Annotated in this window: 19 protein-coding genes and 1 tRNA gene; 5 read left to right on the top strand and 15 right to left on the bottom strand. The window is 39.8% G+C overall.

Annotation, left to right across the window (positions count from 1 at the left end; all coding sequences use genetic code 11):
- Positions 1-120: 120 nt before the first annotated feature.
- The 3 genes from ACOVQQ_RS07140 to ACOVQQ_RS07130 all read left to right on the top strand — a co-directional run bounded on the left by ACOVQQ_RS07140 (position 121) and on the right by ACOVQQ_RS07130 (position 4056).
- Complete coding sequence (locus ACOVQQ_RS07140; protein ID WP_421817589.1) at positions 121-1476, top strand: serine hydrolase domain-containing protein; 1356 nt, start codon at positions 121-123, stop codon at positions 1474-1476.
- Positions 1477-1628: 152 nt separating this feature from the next.
- Entirely contained in the window at positions 1629-3083 is a 1455-nt protein-coding gene (locus tag ACOVQQ_RS07135; RefSeq protein WP_421817588.1) for an ATP-binding protein, read from the top strand.
- Between the two features lie 274 nt (positions 3084-3357).
- Entirely contained in the window at positions 3358-4056 is a 699-nt protein-coding gene (locus ACOVQQ_RS07130; protein WP_421817587.1) for a hypothetical protein, read from the top strand.
- 75 nt (positions 4057-4131) lie between these two features.
- Here ACOVQQ_RS07130 and sufD read toward each other — a convergent pair whose 3' ends face one another.
- From sufD to ACOVQQ_RS07060, 14 genes are all read right to left on the bottom strand, one after another.
- Entirely contained in the window at positions 4132-5448 is a 1317-nt protein-coding gene (gene sufD / locus ACOVQQ_RS07125) for a Fe-S cluster assembly protein SufD (RefSeq protein WP_421817586.1), read from the bottom strand.
- 8 nt (positions 5449-5456) lie between these two features.
- On the bottom strand, positions 5457-6206 hold the full coding sequence (gene sufC / locus ACOVQQ_RS07120; RefSeq protein ID WP_298148463.1) for a Fe-S cluster assembly ATPase SufC: 750 nt from the start codon (positions 6204-6206) through the stop codon (positions 5457-5459).
- A gap of 88 nt (positions 6207-6294) precedes the next feature.
- Positions 6295-6450 carry a type II toxin-antitoxin system YoeB family toxin gene (locus tag ACOVQQ_RS07115; protein ID WP_421817585.1) on the bottom strand — a complete coding sequence of 52 codons (156 nt, stop codon included), beginning with the start codon at positions 6448-6450 and terminating at the stop codon, positions 6295-6297.
- 34 nt (positions 6451-6484) lie between these two features.
- Complete coding sequence (locus tag ACOVQQ_RS07110; protein WP_421817590.1) at positions 6485-6562, bottom strand: hypothetical protein; 78 nt, start codon at positions 6560-6562, stop codon at positions 6485-6487.
- Between the two features lie 91 nt (positions 6563-6653).
- On the bottom strand, positions 6654-6989 hold the full coding sequence (locus tag ACOVQQ_RS07105) for a nucleotidyltransferase domain-containing protein (protein ID WP_421817584.1): 336 nt from the start codon (positions 6987-6989) through the stop codon (positions 6654-6656).
- Complete coding sequence (locus ACOVQQ_RS07100; protein ID WP_421817583.1) at positions 6990-7379, bottom strand: HEPN domain-containing protein; 390 nt, start codon at positions 7377-7379, stop codon at positions 6990-6992.
- A 205-nt stretch (positions 7380-7584) separates the two neighbouring features.
- Entirely contained in the window at positions 7585-9033 is a 1449-nt protein-coding gene (sufB, locus tag ACOVQQ_RS07095; protein ID WP_421817582.1) for a Fe-S cluster assembly protein SufB, read from the bottom strand.
- A 55-nt stretch (positions 9034-9088) separates the two neighbouring features.
- On the bottom strand, positions 9089-9463 hold the full coding sequence (locus ACOVQQ_RS07090; protein ID WP_421817581.1) for a four helix bundle protein: 375 nt from the start codon (positions 9461-9463) through the stop codon (positions 9089-9091).
- A 71-nt stretch (positions 9464-9534) separates the two neighbouring features.
- On the bottom strand, positions 9535-9864 hold the full coding sequence (locus tag ACOVQQ_RS07085) for a HesB/IscA family protein (RefSeq protein ID WP_094485658.1): 330 nt from the start codon (positions 9862-9864) through the stop codon (positions 9535-9537).
- Between the two features lie 713 nt (positions 9865-10577).
- Positions 10578-10880, bottom strand: a complete 303-nt coding sequence (locus ACOVQQ_RS07080; protein WP_421817580.1) for a hypothetical protein — start codon at positions 10878-10880, stop codon at positions 10578-10580.
- A gap of 842 nt (positions 10881-11722) precedes the next feature.
- On the bottom strand, positions 11723-12418 hold the full coding sequence (locus ACOVQQ_RS07075) for a hypothetical protein (protein ID WP_421817579.1): 696 nt from the start codon (positions 12416-12418) through the stop codon (positions 11723-11725).
- A gap of 347 nt (positions 12419-12765) precedes the next feature.
- The gene (locus ACOVQQ_RS07070) at positions 12766-12903 is read right to left on the bottom strand and encodes a hypothetical protein (protein ID WP_421817578.1); all 138 of its coding nucleotides are present in this window, start codon (positions 12901-12903) and stop codon (positions 12766-12768) included.
- A 53-nt stretch (positions 12904-12956) separates the two neighbouring features.
- A complete protein-coding gene (locus ACOVQQ_RS07065; RefSeq protein ID WP_421817577.1) occupies positions 12957-13946 on the bottom strand; it encodes a hypothetical protein in 990 nt (329 codons plus the stop codon).
- A gap of 243 nt (positions 13947-14189) precedes the next feature.
- Positions 14190-15578: a dipeptidase gene (locus ACOVQQ_RS07060; RefSeq protein ID WP_421817576.1), complete on the bottom strand. Its 1389-nt coding sequence runs from the start codon at positions 15576-15578 to the stop codon at positions 14190-14192.
- A gap of 356 nt (positions 15579-15934) precedes the next feature.
- Between ACOVQQ_RS07060 and ACOVQQ_RS07055 the strand changes: the two genes are divergently transcribed.
- Positions 15935-16016 (top strand) — tRNA-Leu (locus ACOVQQ_RS07055).
- 11 nt (positions 16017-16027) lie between these two features.
- Here the strand turns inward: ACOVQQ_RS07055 and tnpA are convergent.
- Positions 16028-16495 (bottom strand): IS200/IS605 family transposase, encoded by a 468-nt coding sequence (gene tnpA, locus ACOVQQ_RS07050; RefSeq protein ID WP_421817575.1) that lies wholly within the window; start codon positions 16493-16495, stop codon positions 16028-16030.
- A gap of 159 nt (positions 16496-16654) precedes the next feature.
- On the opposite strand from tnpA, the gene ACOVQQ_RS07045 reads away from it, so the two are divergent.
- Positions 16655-17887, top strand: coding sequence for an MFS transporter (locus ACOVQQ_RS07045; protein WP_421817574.1), 1233 nt, complete (start codon positions 16655-16657; stop codon positions 17885-17887).
- Positions 17888-18717 lie beyond the last annotated feature (830 nt).

The following is an 18717-nucleotide window of genomic DNA, read 5'->3' as shown; positions in this document are numbered from 1 at the left end:
AATATCTAATCCATTTATTTTTCGAAAATAATTACACCCAACGGGTTATTATTAATATCTTCATCGTCGTAAAACTAATCGGCGCAAAAGAAGTTTGCTGTCGGTCTAAATTCGAGATTTATGAAAAAGTGGTTGAAGCGTATTGGCCTAACTATCGTTGTTTTGCTGCTCGTTCTTATTGGTTACGTTGCTGTTTTTGAGTTTCCGAAATTGGAACTCATCTCCGGATTTTCGGCCAAGAGTTTAGCCAGCGGGCATTTTATCGACAACCGATCTGTAGAGCAGGTTGCTGCTGAAGATAACGACATTGATTTGGTGCGTTTGGCCAATTTAACTTTGAACGAATCTTCTAAGACAGCCGTAGCCGATGTGTTTGGCTTTAAAAGACGTACCGCATTGTACCGACCGGGTTTAGGAGCGATGTTGATCGATGATACCTTCGACCAGAAAGCACCGTACCTGGCGCCGAAACGGGTACAACCTGAATTAACGGCGCCTTATCCGTACGGAAACGGCGAAGCAGAGCCTGTGAAATTTGAAAACATCGATTACGAGCGTTTGCAAAAAGCGGTTGATTGGGCATTTGACAAGCCCGGCGAGAAGAAGCAGCGCAGTCGGGCGGTTTTAGTACTTTACAAAGACAAACTCATAGCAGAGAAATATGCACCCGGTTTTGATAAGAACTCCAAGATTTTAGGCTGGTCGATGACCAAGAGTATTACCGCTACGTATTACGGAATTTTGGAAAAGCAAGGCAAACTTAAAATTTCTGATCCGGCACCTGTAGCTGCTTGGAAGCAAGACGAACGAAAAGCCATAACCTTAGCCGATTTGTTGCACATGAATTCGGGTTTGGAATGGGAAGAAAACTACAGCGAGATTTCCGATGCCACGAGAATGTTGTTTCAAAGTCGCGACATGACACGCGTTCAGGCCGAAAAACCGCTAACGGGCAAGATTAATAGCTCGTTTAACTATTCGTCGGGCACATCGAATTTATTGTCGGGCATTATTCGCCAACAGTTTAACAGCCATCAGGAGTATTTGGATTACTGGTATTCGGCTCTGATTGACCGTATTGGTATGTACTCGATGCTTGTGGAAACTGATATGTCGGGCAATTACGTCGGCAGCAGTTACGGTTGGGCGACTGCGCGTGATTGGGCGAAATTTGGTTTGTTGTATTTGCGAAAAGGAAACTGGAACGGCGATCGGCTTTTTGATGAGAGCTGGTACAATTTTGTTCGTACGCCAACAAACGGCAGCAACGGCAAGTACGGCGGGCACTTTTGGTTGAATGCCGGCGGCCGTTACCCAGCTGCTCCGAGCGATTTGTTTAGCTGCAACGGCTATCAAGGACAAATGGTAACGATAATTCCGAGTAAAGATTTGGTTATCGTTCGGATGGGCCTGACCGAGGAAGGTGTGTTCGATTTTAATTATTTGTTTGGCGAGATTTCGAAAGCAATCAAATAATGAGCATTTTAATTGTTCTAGAGTGCTTGTTTTTTGGAATAGTAAAATAGCTTAGTAAAAGGCTTTTTATTCTTTATTATAGCTAAAATGTGTTGAATAGAAAGTTTTAAATCCATCTATTTTACCTAATTTTGTGTGATTAATTCGGTTTTATGGTTGGTACAAGTCTTATTCCTACGGAAAAAATAGTAGAACGCTTGCGCTATGAGAATCCTTGGTGGGTGAACAAGCAAATTCCGGAAGTGTATAGTGCCATGGCGAGGCGGCTGTACTTTGATTTATTTTATCCTTTTGTGACAGAAAGAGACGTTAAACGGGCATTGGTTCTTATGGGGCCGCGACGCGTAGGAAAAACCGTGATGTTGTTTCACAGTATTCAACAATTGTTGAGTGAAAAAGTACACTTTCAAAGGATATTCTTTATCAGTATTGATAATCCGATTTACGTTCATTTAAGTTTAGAGGATCTTCTAGGGCTTTGCAAATATTCGCTTAATCTCGACAATTTAGAGGGTTGTTATGTGTTTTTTGACGAAATCCAATATTTAAAGGATTGGGAGCGCCATCTAAAAGTTCTGGTGGATACTTTTCCTGAAACCAAGTTTATTGTATCAGGTTCGGCAGCAGCGGCATTGAAGTGGCACAGTACAGAAAGCGGAGCAGGACGCTTTACCGATTTTATGTTACCACCACTTACTTTTCAGGAGTACATTCATCTCAGGGAAATGAGTCATCTTATTTACGAAGGTTCTATACCTTACGGACAGAATCAAGTTCCGTATTGTTTAACCCACGACATAAAGGCACTCAATAAAGAGTTTTTGCATTATTTAAACTTTGGAGGTTATCCGGAGGTTGTTTTAAGTGAAAGGATCCAAAGTGATATGGGTCGTTATGTGAAAAACGACATTGTAGACAAAGTTTTGCTGAGAGATTTGCCTAGTTTATACGGAATCAGAGACGTACAAGAGTTAAATCGTTTTTTCACGTACTTGGCTTATAACACGGGAAATGAATTTTCGTATGAGAAAATGAGTAAAGAAAGTGGCATTCAAAAAGATACCTTGAAAAAATATCTGGACTATTTAGAAGCGGCGTTTTTAATAAAAGTTTTAAATAAGGTTGACATTGCTGCGAAGCGATTGAAAAGAGTGACTAGTTTTAAAGTGTATTTAACGAATACATCTTTGCGCACCGCCTTGTTTTCGCCAATTAGCGAAACAGACAGCGAGATGGGAGCCATGGTAGAAACCGCGGTACTGTCGCAATGGATGCATCGCGAGAAATTAGATTTGACCTATGCACGTTGGAAAGAAGGAAGAAACGAGGGCGAGGTTGATTTGGTTTTAGTTGACGATAAACGATACAGACCAGTTTGGGGTGTTGAAATTAAATGGAGTAACCGATATTTTGAAAAACCAAACGACCTAAAAAGTTTAATTCGTTTTTGCAAGAGCAATCAGTTGCAAAAGGCTTTGGTGACATCAATAGATCAGGTAGGAATTAAGCAAACAGACAACTTGCTGTTTTCATTTTTACCTGCCGCTCTGTATTGTTACAATATTGGTGACATAACATTAAAAATGAAGAATCAATTTGGCGTGTAACGATTTATCTAGAACTCTTACTTTTGTGATGCCCGTTAACTAACATTTTTTCGTAAGGTTTTTTCTTTTGCATCGATTGCCCGCGGGAACGATTGGAGCAAGCTACCGTGTAGCGCGGAAAGCGTGATGGCGGCCTTAGCACTTGTGTAGATGAAGAACAATTTTTGGCCGCCACCCGCCCTAAAAAAGAAGACAAAAGTTTGCAATTTAAAACTTGTTTTTTTTCAAGAAAATATATTTATATTACGTTCGTTAATCAACCAAATAATTAAATATGAAAAAATTAAAATTGACAGCAAAGGTTCTATTCATGCTTTTGGCTGTTGTTGTGAGCTCGTGTAGCAGTGATGACGAAAATTCTGGCGGTGGAACATCGGCGGGCGACTACTACCCGTTGGCTGTAAACAACTCGTGGACTTATGAAAATTTGGACACGGGAGAGACGGTTGAATCGCGCTTTGTTGCTACAGAACAGCAGGGCGGAATTAGTTACTATCAACTAAACAGTAACGAATTTTTAGCCCAAGCGAGTGTGTGGATTTCGAAAGATGGTGGAAATTACAATCAAAGAGTTGATGACCTCGTCATTGAACAATTTGGTTTTACTACTACGACAGAAGGCTATGAAATAACGATTTTTAAAGATAACGCTCCGGTTGGGCAGACTTGGACAGACTCGGCAACGTTTAATATTGTTTTAGCAGCTCAAGGACAATCGCAGACTAGCACGGCAACAGTTGCGGTTACCGGCGAAAACTTATTTATAGGATCTGCGACGGTAAACGGCGTAACGTATCCAGATGTTATCAAGGCACGCTACACTTTAGAATCTACTGTTTTAGGACAGCCAGGATCTAGCGCTGTAGTTACAGAAATGTGGTTTGCAAAAGACGTGGGCCCTATTAAGTCGACTACCACGGGAGGCAACGGAATCTCACAAACACTTGAACTACAAACGTATTCATTAAACTAAAAGTTCAAATTAATAGTAGTGCAAAAGAAAAGTCTCGCCGATGAAGCGAGACTTTTTAATTTCATTCTTTATCTACTACAAATCAAATCCTAGATTCACACCTAATTTTTGTGCGATTATTTTGGTAATTCGCTGTTTTAGTTCCGGAATTTTGATTGATTCGAAAACTTCATTCGAAAACGCGTACATCAATAAAGCTTTAGCTTCTTTCTTCGGAATTCCGCGCTGTTGCATGTAAAACATGGCGGTTTCGTCGAGCTGACCGATGGTGCAACCGTGTGAACACTTCACGTCGTCGGCAAAAATCTCCAATTGCGGTTTGGCATTTACGGTAGCTTTATCGCTCAATAAAATATTGTTGCTTTGCTGAAAAGCATCGGTTTTCTGGGCTTCTTTTTCAACAAAGATTTTCCCATTGAAAACAGCCGTAGCATTTTCAGCAACGATACATTTATAATTCTGATGACTCTCGCAATTTGGTTGCGCGTGATGCACTAAGGTATAGTGATCCACAAGTTGCTTGTCGCCGATAATGGTGATTCCCTTTAAAGTACTGTCGATGCGTTCACCTTGGTGGTAGAAATTGAGGTTGTTACGCGTGATGTTTCCGCCGAACGAAAATGTGTGTACAGCCACGCGACTTTCCTGCTTTTGTGCGATGTAGGTGTTGTCTACCAAATTCGCGCTAAGCAAATCGTTTTGAATTTTATAATAATCAACTATGGCGCGTTTTTGCGCGAAAACTTCGGTCACTGCGTTTGTAAGTACGGTATTTTCGTTGAGTAATTGGTGACGCTCGATGATTTGCACATGCGCATTTTCGCCAACAATTATCAAATTTCTCGGTTGTACCATCAAGGCATTTTCAGCTCCGGTTGAGAAGTAAATAATTTCAATAGGTTTCTCTACAACCTTGCTTTTGGGAACGTTAATGTAGGCACCTTCAACGGCAAAAGCGGTATTGAGTGCCGTAAGGCTGTCGTCTTTCTTGGCAATTTTATGAAAATACTCGTCGATTACCATTTTGTATTTCGGCTTGTTTAATGCCGAAGACATGGTGCATACGTCGAGGCCGTCGTGCGTTGTTGCCGAGAGAAACGACGAGAACTTTCCGTCTACGAAAATTACTTTGTACGTATCGATTTCGTGCAGAAAGTATTTTTTTACGTCTTTGAATTCAATACCCGAATCGTATTTTGGAAAAACGGTATAGTTTTTTTTCAGTACGGCGTTCAGCGAAGTGTATTTCCAAGCTTCTTCTTTTTTGGTCGGAAAGCCTTTTTCTTCGAAGATTTTAATGGCGCTGTTGCGGATGTCGTGTATAGATGCATCTACATCGATGTGTTCTTCGAAAGCGATAAACGACGATAACAGAGTTTCTTTTAGTTCCATCGATTGCTTTAATTAAGTTCGGCTTTAATCCAATCGTAGCCTTTTTCTTCGAGTTCGTACGCAAGTTCTTTACCGCCCGACATAACGATTTTTCCGTCCATTAAAACGTGTACAAAATCGGGAACGATATAGTCGAGCAAGCGTTGGTAGTGCGTAATGACGAGAATAGCGTTGTTTTCGTTGCGGAGTTTGTTTACGCCGTTTGCTACGATACGCAGTGCATCGATGTCTAGACCCGAATCGGTTTCGTCGAGAATAGCCAATTTAGGTTCGAGCATGGCCATTTGGAAGATTTCGTTTCTTTTTTTCTCGCCTCCTGAAAATCCTTCGTTTAGCGAACGCGACAAAAATTTGCGATCCATTTCGAGTAGTTCCGATTTCTCGCGAATTTTCTTCAACATTTCGTTGGCAGGCATTTCTTCTAATCCGTTTGCTTTACGCGTTTCGTTGATGGCGGTTTTGATGAAATTGGTTACCGATACGCCGGGAATTTCAACGGGATATTGAAACGACAAGAAAACGCCTTTGTGAGCGCGTTCTTCTGGGGCCAGTTCGTTGATTTCTTCGCCGTCGAGCACAATGCTTCCTTCGCTAACGGTGTAGGTTTCGTTTCCAGCAATTACGGCCGAAAGTGTACTTTTTCCAGAACCGTTTGGCCCCATGATTGCGTGAACTTCGCCGGCTTTTATGGCCAGATTTATTCCTTTGAGGATATCTTTATCTTCTACGGCTGCGTGTAGATTGTCGATTTTTAGCATGTTTTGTTTATTTGAGTCTTTTTATAATGTCCTTTTAAAGAAAGTATATCGCCTGTTGCTATAACGCTATTGTTGGTTATTTGCTAAATTATTGATGTTCGTTGTTTATTCTTTGAGACCATTTTCCAGAAAGTTGATGTTTAAGTGGTTCAGGTTTTCCAATTCCTTCAAAGGGTTTTCTTTGATCGCACGCAATAGTTCGGAAATTTTCTTTAGAATAGGTTTGTTTCCTGTTTTTGTCCAATATTCCAAATCCTTTATCGCCTTACTAGAAAATCTTATTTCCATAGTTTATCAATATCCTCCAAAGTCATCTTGACTCCTTTCCCCTGTTTTAGTTCTTCCTGTGCATCCAAAATTTCTTTTACAAATTCTGGATCATATGGTTTTTCATTTTCTTCAATGATTTCAATACCGGAAAATCTTTCTTTTTTACGTTTCTTAAAATCAGGTCCATAATGTCGTTTTTTTTATGTTTTCGATGGGCAGTTCTTTCCCAGTTTGTTCAATTATTCCAACAAAGGGATCTTCTGCTTCAGTTTCATTTGCATCGTAAAATTTGGCACTAATTGGATAAAATTTAGCAGAAATCTTACTTAGAAAATCTTGTTGTTCTTCGGTATAATTTTTAAGCCATACAGCCAAATCAATGTCGCTGTTTTCGTGTACGCCACCTTTTGCATAGGAACCAAATAAAACCACTCGATTCACCGCAAAGTTATTTGATTCTAAATCGTTTAGAAAGCTGTAAATATGAGTATTTAATTTTTTTACTGTGAACATTTACAATTGACGTTTAATGTTTTCTATAAGAACAGCGATCTTCGTGAGTTGTTCTTGAAGATAAGAATCTGTTGCTCGTGCGTAAACTTTAAGTTTGTAGTCTGGATAACGACCATCAATATTCCAGTCGTTGATTACGATAAGAAAATCATATTGACTTGGCTCTAATTGAAGATCAGTATCATTGTACAATTTTGTTAAATCGTGAGTTCTAGGTGGAATATTATCTACGTTATCTTTTACCCAAGCTGCTTTAAGCAATTTTTCTACGCACAGATGGAAAGCAAACAGCGCAAACACATTTTGCTTACCATTCATATTGAAGATAGCCGTTTCCCAATTGCGATCGGCTTCGTCAATCCACCACTGTATATGCTCTTGCTTTGTCATTGTCACTTTACAATTTTTCCAGTATACAAATCCCAGATGGGAAAACACATTTGTTAACCATGCCCGTTTAGAGAACCATCTTCACTTGAAAAATTTTAATATTAGAAAACAACTCTGCATGCATCACATTTGCAGGCTTAACGTTGTTTTCAAAAATGTTCTCTTTAAACTTCATTATAACTTCGGTATAGTTCTTCATGCAAGCTTAGCCTACACTGCCTTCTAAACTAATTTCCAATAACTTTTGTGCCTCAACAGCAAATTCCATCGGAAGCTTGTTTAACACATCTTTACTAAAGCCGTTTACAATTAAAGCAATGGCTTTTTCAGTCGGTATACCGCGTTGGTTGCAATAAAAAACTTGGTCTTCGCCGATTTTCGAAGTAGTGGCTTCGTGCTCGATTTGCGCCGACTGGTTTTTACTTTCAATGTACGGAAACGTATGTGCGCCGCAGGCATTTCCCATCAGCAACGAATCGCATTGCGAGAAATTACGCGCATTTTCGGCACGCGGACCAATTTGTACCAATCCGCGATACGAGTTTTGCGATTTTCCAGCAGAAATACCTTTGCTAATGATTGTCGATCGCGTATTTTTCCCCAAGTGCACCATCTTTGTTCCAGTGTCTGCTTGTTGAAAATTGTTGGTAACTGCTATCGAGTAAAATTCGCCAACCGAATTATCTCCTTTCAATACGCAACTCGGATATTTCCAAGTAACTGCCGAACCCGTTTCTACTTGTGTCCAGCTGATTTTTGCATTTTTCTCACACAATCCGCGTTTTGTCACAAAATTGTACACACCGCCTTGTCCTTCTTTATTTCCTGGGAACCAGTTTTGTACGGTCGAGTATTTGATTTCGGCATCGTCGAGGGCAATTAGTTCTACCACTGCAGCGTGCAATTGGTTTTCGTCTCTACTCGGAGCGGTACATCCTTCCAAATACGAGACGTAGGAACCTTCATCGGCAATCACCAAAGTACGTTCAAATTGTCCGGTTCCGGCTTGGTTAATTCGGAAGTAGGTTGAGAGTTCCATCGGACATTTAACGCCTTTCGGAATGTAGCAAAACGAACCGTCTGAAAACACTGCCGAATTGAGCGCCGCGTAGAAATTGTCGCGCTGTGGTACCACGGTTCCCAAGTATTTTTGCACCAAATCCGGATATTCGCGAATGGCTTCGGAAATACTCATAAAGATGATGCCTTTTTCAGCCAAGGTTTTCTTGAAGGTAGTAGCTACCGAAACCGAGTCGACCACAATATCCATGGCAACACCCGCTAAAGCTTTTTGTTCGTCGAGCGAAATACCGAGCTTTTTAAAAGTTTCGAGCAATTCAGGGTCGACTTCATCCAAAGAATTGTATTTCGCCTGACTCTTCGGAGCCGAATAATACGAAATAGCCTGAAAATCGGGTTTGGCGTAATGTACGTTTGCCCATTCGGGTTCGGTCATTTCTTTCCAAGCGCGATAGGCTTCTAGGCGCCATTCGGTCATCCATTCCGGCTCTTCTTTTTTCTTTGATATAGCGCGAACAATATCTTCGTTAAGTCCAACGGGAAACGTCTCCGATTCGATATCGGTGTAAAAACCGTACTCGTACTCCTTGGTTTCGAGATCTATTTTTAGGTTGTCTTCGGTGTATTTGCTCATCTTATATTTAAAGATTTTGAGATTTCGAAATTTCGAGATTCGAAATCTTCACTTTTTATTTTGTTTTCGTTAGGTTAGCTGTCAGGTACTTTATAAAATTGGAAAGGTGTGTGGCTATCTCGTTTGTTAAATCTTGTGCTTTCTGAATGGCATTTCGTTCACAAAGCTCCAATTCTACCGCTAGTATCAACATGCTTTTTACTTCTCCACAACTTCCTTTTGCAATTCTAAGGTGCCGTATTAACTGTCTATTGTTGTTGTATTCTGCGCCTTCTGCAATGTTGTTTGTAATTGAAACAACTGCTCTTTTTATTTGATTAGAAAAGCCAATTTCGTTCATGAAGTTTTCGGTATTGCATATAGAAAAAATCTCTTTCGCTAGAACCACACCTTTTTTATAAACTTCAAATTCTTCAAACGACTTTGTCACAGCTTTCCCGTAAAATCAATATTTTTAAATCTTTCAATCTCGAAATCTTTCAATCTCGCAATCTCTGATTCTCACAGCGAAAAACTCTCTCCGCATCCACAGGTGCGTTGTGCATTGGGGTTATTGAATACGAAGCCTTTGCCGTTCAAGCCGCCCGAATATTCGAGGATGGTGCCTGCTAGGTATAAAAACGATTTCTTCTCTACGGCAATTTTCACTTCATTGTCTTCAAAAACCTTATCGTTTTCGCCTAATTCGCGATCAAATTTTAGTTCGTACGACAAGCCCGAGCATCCACCGCTTTTCACGCCTACTCGTACGTAATGTTGCGCCGCGTCGTAACCGTCTTCGCGCATCATCTCAACAATTTTCTTGCTGGCAGTGTCTGAAACTTTTATCATAACAGTATATAATTATTCTAAATTACGGCAAAGATACAACATCGCTAATCAACTGCTGCCGAATTTAATGTTTCTACAACATAATAGTATAGATACTTTTTATAGTTAGGGCGGCTGTTCCGGCTGTTCGCTGCAAGCTTTTTCAACAAACCCAACAAAACAAAACCGTTTGCCAAGCTTCTAAGGTCGCTCGCCAAACAGTTGTTTTGTATCGTTTTGTTTTCAAAAGGCTTTTCGCTGCCATCCGGGCCGCGCGTGTCGTATCCAGTATATCCATAAACTAAAACACCACGATTTTTAGATCGTGACGTTCTTAGTTGATTATCTATAAATCGCTTGATTTCATTTCTACATTAAAATTTCGTTGACGCCAACAGCAAACAAATCGATGTTACATTTAGTATTAATGGTCTAAAGTCGCGTGGCGTTCGAATAACGAAAATGAAAGACATCAGCGTAAACAAAGGAATCGCAACAATCAGAACCAAATTTAAAGCAGCAAAAGCTGAAAATATCGATGTCAGAAAATCATTCTTGTACATAGAAAAAAAATAGATTTGTTGGAACGCGATAAATGCTAACATTGAGGCACTTATGTAGAAGATGGCAAGTTTAAAGTCTTTCATGGTTTTCAAAAGTTAAAATTGATTGACAACTACTACATAGCAAGGAATACTTTCACGTTTTTTGTGTTTGGGCCATCTGGTTTACATTCAAGGCTGGTTTAACCAAGTTGGGTTGTAATCAATCCATCCTAAGGTAATGGCGGTTACCCAAAGACAATACACGGTGATACTGCCAATAAAAAGTGAAGCCATAATCTTTGTGTCTAAAGTGTTTTGCAACTTTCTCTTCTGGTAGAAATAATAAATAATTCCAGAGCAAACACTTATTGTCGCAAGCAGTAGCGTACTGGTGTTAGAAGATAAAAAAGTAGGGTCTACAACAATTACAGCACCGTGTAAAATTAATAGTATAAACAGCGAGAAGTTGCAAATTCTAATTATTGTATTCATTGCTTTTTTTCATATTTTCCTAGTTTTTCAAAGTTAGAAAAAGTAGAATTTAAATAAAGTGTTGAAAGCATACTGATTAAATTTTTAACACATTCCAGAAGCATTATTTTTAATTGTTTCAACGCTACTTTTCCAAAGTATAAAATCAGATTAGTTTTCTGGTCTGTTTGTTTGTTTTCTGGTAGCAAACCAATAAAACAGACCTCTGCACTTCCACAGAGCGGCGTATGCGAATCAAAATCTATTTGGTCAACTCCACACGATAATAGCAAAAAAACAGTGTGGTTTCGATGCCTTTCGTGTAATTAATATCGCTTATGTTCATTTTTCATGCTAATTCATATAATCACCAACTGCAACTAAATTTAGTTGCAGTTTTAGGTAGAAAAACTTGTAAAACAATTATGCTATGGAAACTAGATTTACTTTTTTCATAGCTAATTGCATTAGAAAAAGACAAGTTTTATCGTTATTTACAAATTCATTTTCTCTGATATTTTTACGTAAACAGTCATTATGCAATAAGATTTTTTATTGTAACATATATTGCATAACATATCGAAAGTATAAATAAAACAGCTCCAGCAGACATAAAATTTGATTTCTCGTAGGGCTTGTTCTTAAGCCTAAAACGCAGAAAAAGAACTAGGGCAATCATTAAACCATTAAAAATATAAAAAATATTCCAAGAAATTAATGAAGGTTTTACGAATACAACTATTGTAAAACACGTTAAAATTAGCAAAAGTAAATCGTAAAGGTGTATTAAATTGTATTTCATTGTTTCTAAACTTTTAGTTTCGAGCCTCCAGTGATGTTCTACGTATTATTGGTTAATCATCCTAGCAGCCGTTCGATTCCCAACAATCTTGCATATCTGAATCGTATTGGATGCCGGAATATATCATGGCAATAACCCAGCCAGCAGTTGCACCAGGCCCTCCTGCGCCGAAAGATATCGCGGTGCTTATAACGGCTGTTAATGTAGCCTGTTGCATTCTGATTTTGTGATTTCTTTCCGCAGTTCTCACACACGGCGCATATCCCGGACCACAACTACTTACTGTAGCTTGATAACCATTCTCTAATACAAAAAGTAAAATATCACCAATAGTTCGTTCTCTACTTTGAATCGAGCTATCACGATAAAACAACTCAGAATTTGCAATTCTGGCTGAAAACGCCAAGAATTCATTTAACTTATTGAAGTAATCAGCGTTGTAATCACTTCCTAGAATGACAGGCAAATTTAAACTGCTTAGGTTTTCCCGCTCATACGGGAGCAGTTTGTCGTAAACACTTTGCAAATTAGCTCTTGGTTCAAATAGAGCTTCATTTAAATTTAAAGCAAGATACTCTCTTAACGCTTGTTGCTTTAAAAGCTCCAAGTTTTCAGCACTAATAACTGGCTTTTCTTCACGAAGAAGAATTTTCGCGTCAGATTTTGAAGATACATCGCCATCGCTAGAACAACTTGTAATAATCAAACTAAATAATACTGTGAATGATAATGCGATAGAAAAAATTTTATTTTTCATTTTTCATTTTTTGAAAATTAGTAAAAAAGTAAATTGGTTAACCGTGTACAAAGAAAACTAAAAATAATGCTAATCGACAATCATTTAACGTTTGTTTTTTTGCTTGATTTTTGACAGGTCGTTAAAAAATAATGTTATACTTTCAATTTCAACTTTTTATTTTGATCACAGACGCACGGAAAGTTTGACTTTTTTTTGCGTTAAGAACTCCAAAAAAGTACAACTGAAACAATAAAATTTTAGGAGAGAGAGAAGACGAAGGCCGTGTTAAAAATTGATCTAATTCAAACATTTCTTAAAATCAATTACAGTCACATGATGTACAGCAAAAAGTTAATGCTTAATAATCATTTTTTCCTAGTAGCAAACCAATAAAACAAACCAGCACTTCCACCAAGTGGGCCATACATATTTACGTCGAACACACGGTCGATTATCACGGCAATACCTATAAACACTACAGCAGCCACCAGCGCTATTTTCATTTTATCTTTTTTAGTCATTTTTATGCAAATAAGTATTTAAATATAGAATCTCTTCAGTCAACACCTGCGCCGTACAAAGAAATCGCCGGAGTAACTAAACTACTTCTATGAGGCGTTTTCTTAAACATGAAATTAAAATCCCGGCGAATCATCGCGTTAATATTAATGAAGTAAGTAGTTAACGAATGGGTTCTAACTTCCCGCAACTTCGCGAAATAATTCATTTTCTTAGAAAGTTGATACTTTAGTTTGGTCAGTTTATTGGGTTCTGGACTTATAATTTGGCCCGTTTCATCCTCGTACGAAACCAACTCGATAACTACAAACAAGTTTGATTTCGGCTTCGGAAAACCGCCCGATTCCAAATCGACAATCACTTCATTTTTGATTTCTTTTTCGAGTTGTAATACCGGACTTTCGAAAAACACAGCGCCAATTTTTACTTCATTATGAGTCAGAATACTTCCAACAAGCTCGCACGCGTAAAATTTGATTTTGTAGTTCGTTTTTACTGATACTTTCTCTACAAAAAAGCGAAGTTTCGTTACGTCGATAGTCGCTAATTCTTCACGAAAAAACATAATTCCAGCGGTCGGCTCCGCTTGGAACGAAGTACTTCGCTTTCGAACAAAACGCGAGTTTTCGCCAAGAAACGTTTCTTTTTTAACAGCTGTGTTTAAAACTACTTCGTCGAGCTCAAAAACCTCTTTTTGCAAAAACACCACTTCCGGTAACGAGTCTTTCAAAAAACCCTTCGACCGAAATCCCTCTTTTCGGAAATGTATCGAATCGAAAACAACAGCTGCGTCTAAAATAGTAAGTGTATCTCTACTAGTTAAGCCTGTTTGCAGTAGTTTTTTCTTATAAAATAAATCAAACGACACTGTGGGTATAAATTCCATTACGTCGTCATCAAGAGGTATAAACTTCTGGCAAACAACAAGATTGCTGCTCAATAAAAAAACGAACAGCAAGAAAAAGATTTCAAATCGGTATCGTTTTGAAGTGCTTTTACTTGCTGTGTCGAAATGGTGTTTAATCATCAAAGTTTGCGGAACTTAATTTATTTAATGTGAGTTCGATGTAAAAATTAAAGTTAGAAACCATTTAAATAGTTGATTACAATGCGTATTTTCTTTGGGATACCGAGGTATCTCATAAAAATACAACGCTGTAAGCGACTGTTTAAATGGTTAGCTTTAAAAATAGCTTAACAAAAATTTCCCCAAACTATTTAAATGTCGCAATTCAAGCGTTCTAACAAAGATTTTTATGTCGAACTCACGTTATTTAGCCAGTTCCACATAATACTTATAGAACAACGGAATAGTTTCTATGCCTTTCAGGTAATTGAAAACGCCGTAATGTTCGTTTGGCGAGTGAATGGCGTCGCTATCTAAACCAAATCCCATTAAAATACTTTTGCTTTTCAGTTCCTTTTCGAAAAGCGCCACAATTGGAATACTGCCGCCCGAACGAACCGGAATAGCTTTTACGCCAAACGATTCGGTGTACGCTTTGTTTGCCGCTTGGTAGCCAATACTGTCGATCGGTGTTACGTACGCCGCGCCGCCGTGATGCGGTTTTACCTGCACACGAACTCCCGCTGGAGCAATAGCCTCGAAATGTTTGGTAAACAGTTCGGTAATTTCTTCCCAGTTTTGATCGGGCACTAAACGCATCGATATCTTCGCAAATGCTTTACTGGCAATTACTGTTTTTGCACCTTCTCCGGTATAGCCGCCCCAAATTCCGTTTACGTCGAGCGTCGGACGAATCGAATTGCGTTCGTTGGTTACATAACCCGTTTCGCCATAAACGTCTTCAATATCGAGCGCTTTCTTATAATGGTCTAAGCTAAACGGTGCTTTTGCCATTTCGGCGCGTTCTTCAACGCTTAGTTCAATTACCTTGTCGTAAAATCCGGGAATGGTAATGTGGTTATTCTCGTCGTGTAGCGAGGCAATCATTTTCGAAAGCACATTTATCGGATTGGCTACAGCACCTCCGTACAAGCCCGAATGTAAATCGCGATTTGGCCCAGTTACTTCTACTTCCACATAGCTTAAGCCGCGAAGTCCAGTGGTAATCGACGGTTGCTGGTTGCTGATCATTCCCGTATCGGAAATCAATATCACATCGTTTTTTAGTTTTTCCTGATTGCGTTCCACAAACCAGCCGAGCGATTTAGAACCCACTTCTTCTTCGCCTTCAATCATAAATTTCACATTGCACGGCAACTGATTGTTTTGAACCATGTATTCAAAAGCTTTTACGTGCATGTAAAACTGCCCTTTATCGTCGCAGGCACCTCGAGCAAATATGGCGCCTTCCGGGTGAATTTCGGTTTTTTTGATGACTGGTTCAAACGGCGGCGACGTCCACAATTCCATCGGATCGGGTGGCTGTACGTCGTAATGTCCGTAAACTAAAACGGTAGGTAAATTCGGATCGATGATTTTCTCTCCGTAAACAATCGGATAGCCGGGTGTGTCGCACAATTCCACAAAATCGCAACCCGCGGCTTCGAGCGCTTTTTTTGTGGCTTCGGCCATATCCATAACATCCTGACTGTAAGCAGGGTCGGCGCTAACCGACGGAATTTTAAGTATCTCGAGCAACTCGTTGATAAAGCGGTCTTTGTGTTGCTCGACGTATTTTTTAATATCAGACATGTGGTAAATTTTGTATCGCTAATGTAGTAAAACCGTTACATAGAATAAAAACTTTGTGCTTGTACTGCTGCTCAGGAAAATAATAAAACAAAAAGTAAGAAAACCGACAGCACAGCATTTGACAGCAGAAACTTTTAAGAATCCTAGCTGCCGGTTTTCTAAAGAAATCTCTCCAATCGCAGTTTCGCTTGTCACGGTTGTAGGTGTTGCATTTAAACGAAAGTTTAGTAGCGTATTTCTCGTTGGCAACACACGAACTCTTTTACGCATCGGCAAGCAACGATCAGAAAATTTCAGCTTTTTTATCATCCTACTTTGAAAAATCGAACTTAGTTGTATATTTGCAGCCACAATTCGCGGGCATGGCGAAATTGGTAGACGTGCCAGACTTAGGATCTGGTGCCGCAAGGCGTGTAGGTTCGAGTCCTATTGCCCGCACTCAAAAAGCTTCACCATCGGGTGAAGCTTTTTTCGTTTGAAAGCCGCAACAAGCGTTCTACATTTTGCAAATGTTTTGCTACTTCATCGTTAAAAGTCATGTTGGCGTGATGTCCTTTTTGCAAGCGAATAATCGCTGAGACCTCAGGAACATTTTCATTGGCAACGGAATAGCTGTAGATTTTTTCCGACCAAATAAACTTCTTCTTGCACATCTTATTTTCGTTGATGTGCGCTGCCGTACGTTTTTTCACAGTTTCTACAATTGTATAAACCGAGTAATCGGGATTAAGCCAAAACAGCAGGTGAATGTGATCGGGCATTGTGTTTACAGCCAGTACTCTGCAACCTACTTTAGGTAGAATTTTTATAATCTCCGGAATAATTACTTGCTGTATTTCATTGGTAATAATTGGCTCAATGTTTTTTGTGGGCCAAAAGGCGTGAATGTTGACGTGATTTCCTGTAAAAGTCTCCATGGCGTATAAATTTTAACCAAAGGTATTAGCTGCATTTTGATTGATTTTACGGTTTTTCCGTAAATTTTTATCTTTTAAAAAGAAATTAAGTAGTTGGTGTTTAACAGCATGTAAGCACATAGCAACTTGTTTTTTTGCACCTATTTGCTACATTTGAATATGACTACCACCAAAACAAACCTACTTACTTGGCCCGTTATTATTGCTGCTTTGGGCTATTTTGTCGACATCTACGATTTGCTGCTTTTTGCCATCGTGCGCATCCAGAGTTTAACCGATTTGGGTTTGAATCCCGATGTTGTAGGAACGCGTATCCTGAACTTTCAAATGTTCGGAATGCTCGTGGGCGGGATTTTATGGGGCGTTTTAGGCGACAAGCGCGGACGCCTTTCCACTTTGTTTGGTTCCATAATTTTATACTCGGCTGCTAATTTTGCCTGCGGATTGCTGCCGTACGTTCCAAAAGAGCAGGTGGCAGACATCTATGCCTGGCTTCGGTTTTTTGCCGGGGTTGGCTTAGCGGGCGAACTTGGCGCCGGAATTACTTTAGTATCTGAATCCTTACCTACAAAATACCGCGCTTTAGGTACATCGATTGTTGCCGGATTCGGAATTTTAGGTGCAGTCGTAGCCGAACTAACCGTGAATTTAGCCGGAAGTTGGAGCGTAGCATACTTAGTTGGCGGATTGCTCGGATTTGCCCTGCTGCTGTTGCGCATTAGTGTACACGAAAGCGGCATTTTTGAGTCGGCGAAAAAGCAAAAGCATTTAAAACACGGCGATTTTACAATGATGTTTACCAACAAATCGCGGTTTATACGATACGTTAGTTGTGTAGCCATTGGGCTGCCCATTTGGTACTGCGTGGGTGTTTTGGTTTTTCTGGCAAATCAGTTTGGAGCAGCCAAAGGCATAGCAGGTGTAGAGCCCGGAAAAGCTATTTTTTGGTGCTATTTGCTGGCGGCGATGGGCGATTTAAGCAGCGGACCCATTTCGTATTATTTGAAATCGCGGCGGCAGGCGGTGTTTTACTTTCTCTTGTTTACGTTTGTAGGCGTGTTGTTGTTGCTTTTTTCCGATTACGACAGCGTGGGCATGTACTACTTTTACTGCGGATGGATTGGCTTGGGAACCGGATTTTGGGCAATGTTCGTAACGCTGTCGGCCGAGCAGTTTGGAACGAATTTGCGAAGCACAGCTGCCACAACCATTCCCAATGTGGTACGCGGTTTAGTGCCGCTCTTGCTGTTGAGTTACGAGTTTTTGAAAGCGTATTTCAATCCGATTTTGGCCGTTTTACTCGTGGGAATTTTAGTTTTTTCATTTGCACTCATCGCCTTGCACGGAACCAGCGAAACACACGAACGTACTTTAGATTTCTACGAAGAGTAGGAGCGCTGTTTAGTTGTGCTTAAAGGTAATGTTGCTATTTGTGCACGTTTCAACCAATTGTTTGTTTTCAAGTTTTTTATTTGGGCACATCCTGCCGCCGGATATTTAGTGGAAACAGCTGTGGCGGCAGGTCGGGCCTTACGCTACAAGGCGCGCTTCAAAAGTCGTTTCAACCAAATTTTCCGGCGGCTTCTGGGGTCGCCCCCGCAAAACTGGTTTCAACCGTCTTTTTTCAGCACGGCTTTCCGCTGCAGTCCCTTGTGCGAAAGCGTGGACAACGCGAGTGCAAAAATTGTAATGCCGCTCCATAAACGTCTGCCGATTTTGTGGCAATTTCGAAATTTCGTGTAAATCACGACCGACCTAAAACCTTCCTTAAATGCATTCCCGTTTCTTAAAACGCTCCCAAATTTGCGGTTGAATCTTAAGTCTGTGCAATCAATTAATTTCAATTTGTTTTAAAAAAAAAGCGGAGAGTCGATTTAATTTCTAGAACTGTTGCCTAATTTCTAGAACTGTTGCAAAAGTTTTCTCAGGTCGCGCCAGCCCAGACTTTGGATCGTACAAATTTCGCAAATCAAAAGCAAACTGCCATACAACTACCTCATTTTGAGACAAATTATAGCAAAGTAAATTAGGTTACTTGCTTGGTATTTGCGAATTTCGTAGCATGGGGCAATACGGCCTGGCGCGGGCTGGTCAGAAATTAATGTCTGATTGACATTTTGATTTATGATTCTTGCGTTAGATCATATTGAAATTAATGGTTCCCGCAAGCCCAGACTTTGGATAGTACAAATTTCGCCAATCAAAAGCAAACTACCATACAA

It is taken from the genome of Flavobacterium sp. (assembly GCF_049240005.1).
GTDB lineage: Bacteria > Bacteroidota > Bacteroidia > Flavobacteriales > Flavobacteriaceae > Flavobacterium.
Note: the sequence above shows the minus strand (reverse complement) of the source record. Positions and strands in the feature narration are given on the sequence as shown.

Bases quoted from the DNA above. Each gene is read 5' to 3' on its own strand.
- ACOVQQ_RS07140 (WP_421817589.1), top strand. From the start codon at position 121: ATGAAAAAGTGGTTGAAGCGTATTGGCCTAACTATCGTTGTTTTGCTG.
- ACOVQQ_RS07135 (WP_421817588.1), top strand. From the start codon at position 1,629: ATGGTTGGTACAAGTCTTATTCCTACGGAAAAAATAGTAGAACGCTTG.
- ACOVQQ_RS07130 (WP_421817587.1), top strand. From the start codon at position 3,358: ATGAAAAAATTAAAATTGACAGCAAAGGTTCTATTCATGCTTTTGGCT.
- sufD (WP_421817586.1), bottom strand. From the start codon at position 5,448: ATGGAACTAAAAGAAACTCTGTTATCGTCGTTTATCGCTTTCGAAGAA.
- sufC (WP_298148463.1), bottom strand. From the start codon at position 6,206: ATGCTAAAAATCGACAATCTACACGCAGCCGTAGAAGATAAAGATATC.
- ACOVQQ_RS07105 (WP_421817584.1), bottom strand. From the start codon at position 6,989: ATGTTCACAGTAAAAAAATTAAATACTCATATTTACAGCTTTCTAAAC.
- ACOVQQ_RS07100 (WP_421817583.1), bottom strand. From the start codon at position 7,379: ATGACAAAGCAAGAGCATATACAGTGGTGGATTGACGAAGCCGATCGC.
- sufB (WP_421817582.1), bottom strand. From the start codon at position 9,033: ATGAGCAAATACACCGAAGACAACCTAAAAATAGATCTCGAAACCAAG.
- ACOVQQ_RS07085 (WP_094485658.1), bottom strand. From the start codon at position 9,864: ATGATAAAAGTTTCAGACACTGCCAGCAAGAAAATTGTTGAGATGATG.
- ACOVQQ_RS07080 (WP_421817580.1), bottom strand. From the start codon at position 10,880: ATGAATACAATAATTAGAATTTGCAACTTCTCGCTGTTTATACTATTA.
- ACOVQQ_RS07075 (WP_421817579.1), bottom strand. From the start codon at position 12,418: ATGAAAAATAAAATTTTTTCTATCGCATTATCATTCACAGTATTATTT.
- ACOVQQ_RS07070 (WP_421817578.1), bottom strand. From the start codon at position 12,903: ATGAAAATAGCGCTGGTGGCTGCTGTAGTGTTTATAGGTATTGCCGTG.
- ACOVQQ_RS07065 (WP_421817577.1), bottom strand. From the start codon at position 13,946: ATGATTAAACACCATTTCGACACAGCAAGTAAAAGCACTTCAAAACGA.
- ACOVQQ_RS07060 (WP_421817576.1), bottom strand. From the start codon at position 15,578: ATGTCTGATATTAAAAAATACGTCGAGCAACACAAAGACCGCTTTATC.
- tnpA (WP_421817575.1), bottom strand. From the start codon at position 16,495: ATGGAGACTTTTACAGGAAATCACGTCAACATTCACGCCTTTTGGCCC.
- ACOVQQ_RS07045 (WP_421817574.1), top strand. From the start codon at position 16,655: ATGACTACCACCAAAACAAACCTACTTACTTGGCCCGTTATTATTGCT.